At 59.2% G+C, this 10,063-nt stretch carries 9 protein-coding genes and 1 pseudogene; 8 read left to right on the top strand and 2 right to left on the bottom strand.

From position 1 onward, the window contains the following. Nucleotides 1–71: 71 nt before the first annotated feature. The 8 genes from A3722_RS15540 (at nucleotide 72) to A3722_RS15575 (ending at nucleotide 9,241) form a co-directional block, all read left to right on the top strand. Nucleotides 72–1,769, top strand: coding sequence for a DUF5927 domain-containing protein (locus A3722_RS15540; protein WP_067625145.1), 1,698 nt, complete (start codon nucleotides 72–74; stop codon nucleotides 1,767–1,769). A gap of 4 nt (nucleotides 1,770–1,773) precedes the next feature. Next, nucleotides 1,774–3,201 (top strand): nodulation protein NodH, encoded by a 1,428-nt coding sequence (locus A3722_RS15545; RefSeq protein WP_067625142.1) that lies wholly within the window; start codon nucleotides 1,774–1,776, stop codon nucleotides 3,199–3,201. 85 nt (nucleotides 3,202–3,286) lie between these two features. Continuing rightward, the gene (gene yczE, locus A3722_RS15550) at nucleotides 3,287–3,943 is read left to right on the top strand and encodes a membrane protein YczE (protein ID WP_067625139.1); all 657 of its coding nucleotides are present in this window, start codon (nucleotides 3,287–3,289) and stop codon (nucleotides 3,941–3,943) included. 150 nt (nucleotides 3,944–4,093) lie between these two features. Continuing rightward, entirely contained in the window at nucleotides 4,094–6,283 is a 2,190-nt protein-coding gene (locus A3722_RS15555) for an NADP-dependent isocitrate dehydrogenase (RefSeq protein ID WP_067625151.1), read from the top strand. Nucleotides 6,284–6,692: 409 nt separating this feature from the next. Beyond that, nucleotides 6,693–6,938: a ribbon-helix-helix domain-containing protein gene (locus A3722_RS15560; protein ID WP_067625137.1), complete on the top strand. Its 246-nt coding sequence runs from the start codon at nucleotides 6,693–6,695 to the stop codon at nucleotides 6,936–6,938. A 199-nt stretch (nucleotides 6,939–7,137) separates the two neighbouring features. After that, a complete protein-coding gene (locus tag A3722_RS15565; protein WP_067625134.1) occupies nucleotides 7,138–7,509 on the top strand; it encodes a helix-turn-helix domain-containing protein in 372 nt (123 codons plus the stop codon). Nucleotides 7,510–7,647: 138 nt separating this feature from the next. Further along, nucleotides 7,648–8,157 (top strand): metallophosphoesterase family protein, encoded by a 510-nt coding sequence (locus A3722_RS15570; RefSeq protein WP_067625131.1) that lies wholly within the window; start codon nucleotides 7,648–7,650, stop codon nucleotides 8,155–8,157. 622 nt (nucleotides 8,158–8,779) lie between these two features. Then, nucleotides 8,780–9,241 (top strand): hypothetical protein, encoded by a 462-nt coding sequence (locus tag A3722_RS15575; RefSeq protein ID WP_067625128.1) that lies wholly within the window; start codon nucleotides 8,780–8,782, stop codon nucleotides 9,239–9,241. A 160-nt stretch (nucleotides 9,242–9,401) separates the two neighbouring features. Here the strand turns inward: A3722_RS15575 and A3722_RS15580 are convergent. Both A3722_RS15580 and A3722_RS15585 read right to left on the bottom strand, forming a co-directional pair. Continuing rightward, nucleotides 9,402–9,662: pseudogene (locus tag A3722_RS15580) on the bottom strand (integrase core domain-containing protein); the annotation flags it as partial. 77 nt (nucleotides 9,663–9,739) lie between these two features. Next, the coding region (locus tag A3722_RS15585) for an ATP-binding protein (RefSeq protein WP_161488224.1) at nucleotides 9,740–10,063 on the bottom strand (324 nt) is incomplete at its 5' end.

A 10,063-nucleotide genomic window follows, 5' to 3' on the forward strand; every position in this document is an offset into this window, starting at 1 on the left:
AAATGGTCAGAACGCTACATCAACTGGCGGCAGCTAGAGATTCTAGGCCTCATGTCGAAAGGGAACTGGGCATGAGCGTCGGGATCGTCATGCTGGTGCACAACGCCTTTGACCGGGCCGAGCAGGTCGCGCGCCATTGGGCTGCTGCGGGCTGCCCGGTGGTGATCCACATCGACAAGGCCGTGCCCCGGCGCGCGCATGATGCTTTCGTGGCGGCACTCTCTGACCTGAAGGATGTGCATTTCAGCCCCCGCAAACGCTGCGAGTGGGGCACTTGGGGGATCGTTGCCGCCTCGCAGGGGGCGGCGGAATTAATGCTCTCGCGCTTTCCCAAAGTGGCTCATGTCTATCTGGCCTCGGGTTCCTGCCTGCCGCTGCGTCCAGTGCAGGAATTGATCGACTATCTTGGGGACCGCCCGCAGACCGATTTCATCGAAAGCGCCACCACGGCGGATGTGCCCTGGACCGTGGGCGGGCTGGATGAAGAGCGGTTTACCCTGCGTTTCCCCTTCTCTTGGCGGCGCAATCGCTATCTGTTTGACCGCGCGGTCGAGGTGCAGCGCCTATTACGGTTGAAACGCCGGATGCCGCGCGGGATCGTGCCGCATATGGGCTCGCAATGGTGGTGCCTGACCCGGCGCACCCTGTCGGCGATCCTGCAAGACCCCGACAGGCCGACCTACGACAAGTTCTTTCGCCACGTCTGGATCCCGGACGAAAGCTATTTCCAGTCCCTTGCACGGCTCTATTCCAGCAAGATCGAAAGCCGCTCGCTGACCCTGTCCAAGTTCGATTTTCAGGGCAAGCCGCATATCTTTTACGACGACCACCTGCAGCTATTGCGCCGTTCGGATTGCTTTGTGGCGCGCAAGATTTGGCCCCACGCGGACAGACTCTATGATGCCTTCCTGACCGACTCTGCCGGTGCGATGAAAAAGACCGAGCCGAACCCCGGCAAGATCGACCGCATCTTTGCCAAGGCGGTGGAGCGGCGCACCCGTGGCCGCGCCGGGCTTTATATGCAGAGCCGGTTTCCCAACAAGGATTGGGAGAATGGTGTCACCGCCGCGCCTTACTCGGTATTTCAGGGTTTCACCGAGATCTTTGAGGATTTCGAACATTGGCTGAGCCGTGCCAGCGGGGCCCGCGTGCATGGGCATCTCTTTGCCCCTGACCGTGTGCATTTTGCTGAAGGCCAGACCACGCTGAACGGTGCCTTGTCGGACAACCCGGTGCTGCGCGATCACAATGCCAGCGCGTTTTTGACCAACCTGATCTGGAACACCCGTGGCGAACGCCAGTGTTTCCAGTTCGGCCCGATGGACAACCAAGACATCAACTGGCGTGTGGCCAGAGACCCTAACGCACAGATTTCGGTCATCACAGGTGCTTGGGCTGTGCCGCTGTTCCGCTCAAACCTTGATTTCGCCGATATCCGCCGTCTGGCCGCCAAGCTGCAAAAAACGGAAAGCACGCATATGGATGTGCTGCGTTCACCCCATGCCAAAGCGCGCGTGCGGATCTGGACGATGTCTGAATTCATCGAAGCGCCGATGGAGCCTTTACAGGGCATATTGGACGAGATTGGCCGTACACGTCTGCGCCGCCTGTCAGAGGCGCCGCGCATGGTAGACCTGAATGGCTTTGACCAATTCCTGCAGAACCTTAAGAACCAAGGCATGCATCCCTATCTGGTGGGGGATTTTCCCGTCTCCCGCGGAGTAACTGGCGATGCCAAACCCTCTCCCAAACCCTATCTGGTGAAATAACCCCATGAACGACAAATTCGACAGTTTCGTGGTCTTCGCCGAGATGCGGACCGGGTCTAACTTTCTGGAGGCGAACCTAAACGCTTTCGCGGGGATCGCCTGTCATGGAGAGGCCTTTAACCCTTTCTTCATGGGCTATCCCAAAAGTGAGCCGATCCTTGGCGTCGATCAGGCCACGCGGGACGAAAACCCCAAAAAGCTACTGGCGGCGATCCGAGGGCAGCAGGATGCTTTGGGCGGTTTTCGGTATTTCCACGATCATGACCCGCGCGTCTTTGATACCATTCTCAAAGACCAGCGCTGCGCGAAAATCGTGCTGACCCGCAATCCGGTCGACAGCTACGTGAGTTGGAAGATCGCGCAGGCGACCGGGCAGTGGAAGCTGACCGATATGAAGGCGCAGAAGGTGGCGCAGGCGGTTTTTGACGCCGATGAGTTCAGCGCCCATCTGGACGCCTTGCAGCGCTTTCAGATCACCCTGCTGAACCGCTTGCAGACTTCGGGCCAGACGGCGTTTTATGTAGCCTACGAAGACCTGCAAAGCGTTGAGGTGATGAACGGTCTCGCGCGCTACCTCGGTGTGGATGAGCAGTTAGAGGCGCTGGACAAGAACCTCAAGAAACAGAACCCCAGCCCGATCTCGGCCAAGGTCAGCAACTATGACGAGATGCTGGAGGCGCTGGCGCGGTTGGACCGTTTCGACCTAACACGCACCCCCAATTTCGAGCCGCGGCGCGGGCCGAACGTGCCCTCCTACGTGGCGGCGGCGACCAGCGGATTGATCTATCTGCCGATCAAATCCGGGCCGCAGGATCAGGTGCTGGATTGGCTTGCCGCCCTTGATGGTGTCCCGCGCGAGGCGCTGCGCGATAAGATGTCGCAAAAAGAGTTGCGCCAGTGGAAGCGCAAAACGCCCGGCCATCGCGGCTTTACCGTGCTGCGCCATCCCGCCTTGCGAGCGCATGATGCCTTTTGCCGCCATATCTTGCATACGGGGGAGGGCAGCTATCGCCAATTGCGCAACACGCTGATGCGCCGCTACAAGATGCCGCTGCCGAAAGATGGCCCCGATGCTGGCTATGACCGAGATGCGCATCGCACCGCCTTTGTCGCCTTTCTGAAATTTCTCAAAGGCAATCTGGCCGGTCAGACATCGATCCGGGTGGATGCGGCATGGTGCTCTCAGGCTCAAGCCATCGCGGGGTTCGGAGAGTTCTGCCTGCCGGATCGCATCATCCGCGAAGAGGAACTGGCCAGTGAACTGCCCGCTTTGGCCGCGGGCCAAGGTCATGTGACCACCCCCGCCGTGACTGCGGCGGCGGAACCCGGTCCCTTCACGCTTGCCGATGTCTATGACGATGAGATCGAGGCGCTGACAGCGGATGCCTATCAAAAAGATTACATGACTTTCGGCTTCACCCGCTGGCGGTGAGTTGGCGGTGGATTGACCTTGCCGGGTTTGGCGTAAACTGGAACAAGGATGCATCCCGAATGCATCGCCAAAGGTCGCGCCGCCCGTGAGTTTCCTGTCTGTCACCTCTGTTCCGACATTGCGCTGGAGTTCGCCCAAGGCGTTCACCCTCAAGCCGCCCTTTGCCTCGATGGTGTTTCTGATCCTCGGGCTGGTCATGTTCGGCTTGGGCGAAGCGCTTTTGGTCAAGGCGGGCGTCGGTGTCAGCCCTTGGACCGTCTTTGCCGAAGGGGTGACCAACATCACGGGTTGGAGCCTTGGGCTGGCCACGTTCCTTATCAGCGCCACGGTGCTGCTGCTTTGGATTCCGCTGCGCCAGACGCCGGGCATCGGCACCATTCTGAACGCGGTGATCGTGGCGCTGGTACTGGAATATGCATTGCCGATCCTGCCCCGCTTTGACAGCTATCTCGCCAATGTGGTGCTGGCGCTGACCGGCGTCTTCGTGACCGGCTTTGGCGGCGCGATCTATCTTGTGGCCAACCTCGGCCCCGGCCCGCGCGATGGGCTGATGACGGGGCTGCAGCGGGTGACGGGCAAGCCCATCGCGCTGGTCCGGATGAGCATCGAATTGTCGGTCGTGGCGATTGGCTGGGCCTTGGGCGGGACGCTGGGCCTTGGCACGCTGCTTTTCGCGGTCGGCATCGGTCCTGCCATGGCGATTGGGATGCAGATTCTGCAACTGCGCAGCGTGGCGCGCTAGGCAGCAGCGCCCGGGTTGCGGTAGGTGGCCCGTCTAAAAGGCTGAAATCCGCTTTTTCCTGAAACGACCCTACCGCATACTGCGGTATACCGTCGACCTTCGCCGCCTCTTCCGCTATCAGGGCACCAAATGCAGCAATTTGGAGCAATCATGTCCGATATCATCTACACCAAAGTTGACGAAGCGCCGGAGCTGGCCTCTGCGTCGCTGTTGCCAATCATCAAGAAATTCGCCGAAGCCGCTGGTGTGAGCGTCGGCACGAAAGACATCAGCCTTGCGGGCCGCATCCTCGCGACCTTCCCCGAGCATCTGACCGAGGCGCAGCGCCAGTCGGACGATCTGGCGGAACTGGGCCGTCTGGTAAAGACGCCCGAAGCGAATGTCATCAAGCTGCCGAACATCTCTGCCTCCGTGCCGCAGCTGGTCGCGGCGATCAAAGAGCTTCAGGCCCAAGGCTATGCGCTGCCCGACTACCCAGAAGAACCCAGCACGGACGAAGAAAAGGCCGTGCGCGCCAAATATGATGGCATTAAAGGGTCGGCTGTGAACCCGGTCCTGCGCGAAGGCAACTCTGATCGCCGCGCGGCCAAGGCCGTCAAAAGCTTTGCCCAGTCCAACCCGCACCGCATGGGCGACTGGCAGTCGGACAGCAAGACGCATGTATCGTCGATGTCCGGCAATGATTTCTTCTCCAACGAAGTTTCCGCCACGCTCGATGCCGCGAGCGGCGCAAAGATCGTGCTGGAAACCGCGGATGGTGAGACGGTTCTGAAAGACGGGCTTGAGTATCCTGCGGGCACCGTGGTCGATGCGACCTTCATGAGCGCCGCGGCACTCAAGGACTTCCTCAACACCCAGATCGAGAAAACCAAAGAAGACGGCATTCTCTTCTCGCTGCACCTCAAGGCCACGATGATGAAGGTCTCTGACCCGATCCTGTTCGGCCACGCGGTCAAAGCCTACCTTGCGCCGGTGTTTGATAAGCATGGGCAAAAGCTCAAGGAACTGGGTGTGAACCCCAATTCCGGCCTTGGCGACCTGCTGGAGCGCGTGAAAGGCGAGACGGAGATCATGGCCGACATCGACGCCTGCATGGAAGACCGTCCGCCGATGTATATGGTCGATTCCGACAAGGGCATCACCAACCTACATGTGTCCTCCGATGTGATCATCGACGCCTCGATGCCCGCGCTGATCCGCGCTGGCGGCAAAGGCTGGGGCCCGGACGGCAAGGAACACGACGCCAACTGCGTGATCCCCGACAACTCCTATGCGCCGGTTTACGACGAGGCGATCAACTTCTTCAAAGAGAACGGCAAGCTTGACCCAGCGACCGCAGGCACGGTGCAGAACATCGGCCTGATGGCGCAAAAGGCCGAGGAATACGGCTCTCACCCCACCACGTTTGAACTGGCCGAGGCAGGCACCGTCAAGATGATCCTCGACGATGGCACTGTGCTGCACCAGCACAAGGTCGACGCTGGTGATATTTGGCGCTCTTCCTCCGCACGCAAGGCGCCGATTGAAGATTGGGTCAACCTCGCCATCTCGCGTCAAAAGGCCGAAGGCTGCCGGGCGATCTTCTGGCTGGACGAAAGCCGCGCCCATGACGCCGAACTGATCTCCTACGTGAAGCCGATCCTTGAGGCCCAAGGCGTGGCCGATAAGTTCGAGATCATGGCCCCACGCGAAGCCACCCGCGCCTCGCTTGAGACCATCACCAAAGGCGAGAACACGATTGCCATCACCGGCAACGTGCTGCGCGATTACCTGACCGACCTCTTCCCGATCTTGGAATTGGCGACCTCTGCCAAGATGCTGTCGATCGTGAAGCTGATGAACGGCGGCGGCTTGTTCGAAACCGGCGCGGGCGGTTCGGCCCCCAAACACGTGCAGCAGTTGGTCGAAGAAAATCACCTGCGGTGGGATAGCCTTGGCGAGTTCTGCGCGCTTGGTGAAAGCCTGATGTTCCTCGCCGACGCACGCGGCAACGAGAAGGCGCGCGTGTTGGGCAAAGCGGTCGAGACCGCGACGCAGGGCATCCTCGACCACGGCCGTTCCCCTTCGCGCAAGGTGGGTGAGCCCGACAACCGCGACAGCCACTATTGGTTCGCGCGCTACTGGGCAGAAGCGGTGGCCGCGCAGGGTGATGATGCGGAACTCGCCACAGAGTTCGCGCCCATCGCCAAAGACTTGGCCGCCAAGGAAGCTGACATCCTGTCCGAGCTTGCTGCGGCCCAAGGTGCTGCTGTCGATCTTGGTGGCTACTACCACACCGACGCCGAGAAAACCGCCCGCGTGATGCGCCCCTCCGAAACGCTGAATGGCATCATCGGGTAACTAGCCTGATATAAACAAATCCGCCGCGTAGCTGTCTGAGCTACGCGGCGGATATCCGTTTCAAGAATTTGAGCAGAGCGAAAGCGCGTCTTTGCGCCTGCCTACTTCCCCCCTTGTAGGGACGCGCATATTTTTCCTCTGGCGCGCGGGGGATCAAGGACTTAGCTGCGTTCCGCGCGCAATTTTTTTCGCGACCTGCGCGCATATTTTTTTCGGGTCGTCACGCCGTCCATAGAACGGCGCGCTTTCTGTTAGACGACAAAGGCCGTCGACGAGGCTGAGCGCGCTGGCGACAGACCCCCTTAGATAAGAATGTAGCCACTTCCTGCGTTTGATCCGGGCAGCCCGCCGTCGGCCGGCATCAACCCGTCGTCTTGCTAAAATTTGCCGAAGGCCTCAATTTGCTCGCATGGTTACGATGAATATCTCCTTGCCGGATGACATGCGCTCAGCAGTGGACGCTCAGGCCAAGGCACGCGGCTACGGCACTGCGAGCGAATATGTGCGCGATCTGATCCGGCGCGACTTGGATCGGCAGGCACTTCGCACGCTTCTTGATGAAGGTCGCAAGAGCGCGCGAGACGAGCCCCTCTCCCCACAGACTTTCGACACCCTCAGGGAGCGAGCCGTCCGGGTAGCTGACGAAGCTTCCTGACGGAGCGCGCCCAATGCGCCTGATTGCACTACCCGAAACGGGTCCAAGTGCCGGTCTATTTGTAAGTGGGGGACAGGACAGGCAGGCCTCAAGTGACGAGGTTGGCCAAACTGACCGGACGCGAGTCAAAAACCTCTCAAGTAACAAATCAATTCATAGCAAATGTGCTATACTACGGCTCGACAAGGAAATACTGGTAATGGCGAAAAGTTACACATCCCTCCGAAACGCGCTCCATCTCGCGCATCCGCAGCTCGCGGAGCGCCAGGCCAAGAACGTCCGCAAGCGTGAGATCGCCGTGAAACTGCGCGCTTTACGCGATGCACGAGGACTAACCCAGGGGGAAGTTGCGGCGGCCGCGGGTATGACCCAATCGGTGATTGCACGGCTGGAATCCCTGTCCGGGTCTACGCCAAGCCTCGAGTCAATCGAGCGCTACGTGACTGCGTGTGGTGGCCACTTCGCGCTGCTTATCTCGGACACGCAGATCGATCGCGAAGATGCCTTCAGCGATGCTTTCGTAAAGGCCCGCGGCCGCATCAGTTCGGATATCGACCTCGACCTTGATTAGCGCGAGCCGCCAAGCAACTCCCCGACGAAAGGGTGCGAAAGCAGAATGAGCTTCCACTCAGCCTGATGTAGCCGTTCGCATTCTACCGTTGTGCAAAACCAATCGCCGAGGAGCTAACCACATGCAGGACTGTCTTCGATGACCACCGAGGCTTCTTCTGTTCAGTCTTTACGCCCACCACCTTCTGAAGAGCTTGTTGGCGTCATCTCCGATACTCACGGCCTGCTCCGACCTGAAGCGCTGGAAGCTCTACAAGGCGTCGGCCACATCCTTCATGCAGGAGACATCGGCGATCCCGAGCATCTCGGCGCTCTCGCCCGCATAGCGCCTTTGACGGCAATACGCGGCAACATCGACCGTAGTCCCTGGGCCGAAGACCTGCCCCGAACGGCGAGCCTCACGATCCACGGGCTGAACATTTACATGATCCATGACCGCAAGGATCTACAGGTCGATCCGGAGGCCCAAGGTCGGAATGTTGTGATCTCGGGCCATTCGCACAAGCCCAGCATTGAAGAGACTGGCTCCATTCTTTGGTTGAATCCGGGGGCGGCCGGCCCTCGCCGCTTCCGGCTGCCGATTACGCTGGCGTTCCTTTGGGTGGACGGTGGCCGCCCCCGTGCCATGATCCACGAGTTGCCTGTTTAGACCGCAACTGATTGAACGTGAGCAGCTGGACCGGTCATTCGACCGAACATGGCATAGTTGTCCGTGCCGCGGGCAACAGATGACCCGCTCGCGCGAGGCATTCCTTTCGGAAGGTCGAGAGGCGGAGATGCGTTTGCAGAGGCAGGACCAGACCCTAAAAGTTGGGCCGTCCACAGAACGTCCTACGTGACTGCGAGTGCTGGGAACTGCGCGGTATTACCTCGTTTCATACCGGTATAGCCGAACCCATGTTCACCGGACTAAATCAGTCCGTGCAGCAGACGCTTCCGTCTGGTGAACAAATTGCCATTGAAAGACTGCACGACAGGCAGGCGGGGGTGCGAGGCCCATCAACGACCACGCTCCGCGGGCACCACTCTGATTACCCGTTCGAGCGAACCTTCCTCGTAGACAGCGGCGACGCTTAACTGAACTGGCTGTCGCCTCATTCCGGAACGTTATGATAGCCGTCACCGCTACCCCGCAGTGCTAAACGGCGGCGTGCAGGATTGCTCCGGGTGCGAGAGTCACCTTTCGAGCGAAGGCGGACCACCCCTCCAATTTAAATTTTTCGTTCCGACGGCAAAGACCAATCTTCTGAGCACCAGACAGGAGACACGACATGAACGCTACGCAGCACCTTGACTTAATCGACCAGACTTTAGCCGGTCCCTACGGAGCCCTGCCTCTCACAGACTACCTTCGCCTGAACGGCAGCCGTTGGGTGGGAAGTGCTTTGCCGCCAGGCATAAAGAAAGGGCCTCAAAAACAGTGTTTTCGCAATGCTTGGCGACTGAGCTTGTCCCATGGGTTTCCTTACTGTGAGGGCTATGGAAGGGATGTCGATCTGGGTGCGCTTCCTTTTCAGCACGCTTGGAACCTCTGCCAAACATCCGGACGCGTCATCGACGCGACGTGGGATATCGGCAACCGCGCAATCTACCTTGGAATCGAACTATCGCCGAAGCAGCTAATGAGGATTATTGATTTGACCGAGCGCTTCGGGGTCCTGCAAAATGGTCGGGAGGAAGATCTTGAACTCGTCGAGCATGTCCTCGCGTCGCAGACCATGCCAGCCGAGTAGGTTTCTCTTGGTTCATCGGGACCTGCGAAAGATGGGTTCAGGTGCGACGGACCTTTGGCCGTATGTCGCATCCGGCCCAGAGCGGTTATTCGATCAAGCCGCGACGCCTGCCCGGTCCCAGGGTAATCCCCCCATTTTTAATGGGGTCCAGCCGTAGAATTCACGCAGCCGTTTTCAGTTTCATTGCGGGTGTCATGCCGCCGATGCCCATGTTGGGTCGCTCGTTGTTGTAAGTCCAGAGCCATTGTGTTGCTTGGTCTTGTGCCTCCTCAATGGTTTCGAAGATGTATTGCCCCAGCCATTCGTCCCACTGCCCGGCAGTCGCAACGAAGTTGCGATGAGAGGGGCGAACGGTGCGGTTGTAGCGCTCGATATAGGCATTCTGTTGGGGCTTACCGGGCTGGATATATTCGAGCCGCACATTGCTGTTGATTGTCACTGAGAACTGACCCGGTATTTTCACCGAGATTTGACCCACCCTCAGTTATGCGTCGTGGTCTATGATGCGGTCAATGTTTTGGCCTCCTTTGCAGTTTTCTTTGCTGCCTCAGAACTGACCTTGAAGCGGTAGCTGTCGTTTCCGGTTTCGAGGATGTGGCAGCGGTGGGTAAGCCGATCCAAGAGAGCGGTGGTCATCTTTGCATCCCCGAAGACCTGCGCCCATTCTGAGAAGCTAAGGTTGGTGGTGATGATCACACTGGTGCGCTCATAGAGCTTACTGAGCAGATGGAAGAGCAGCGCCCCGCCAGATGAACTGAACGGCAGGTAGCCGAGTTCGTCCAAAATGACCAAGTCGACCTTCGTCAGCGTCTCAGCCAGTTT

The organism is Sulfitobacter sp. HI0027, assembly GCF_001634775.1.
Lineage (GTDB): Bacteria > Pseudomonadota > Alphaproteobacteria > Rhodobacterales > Rhodobacteraceae > Sulfitobacter.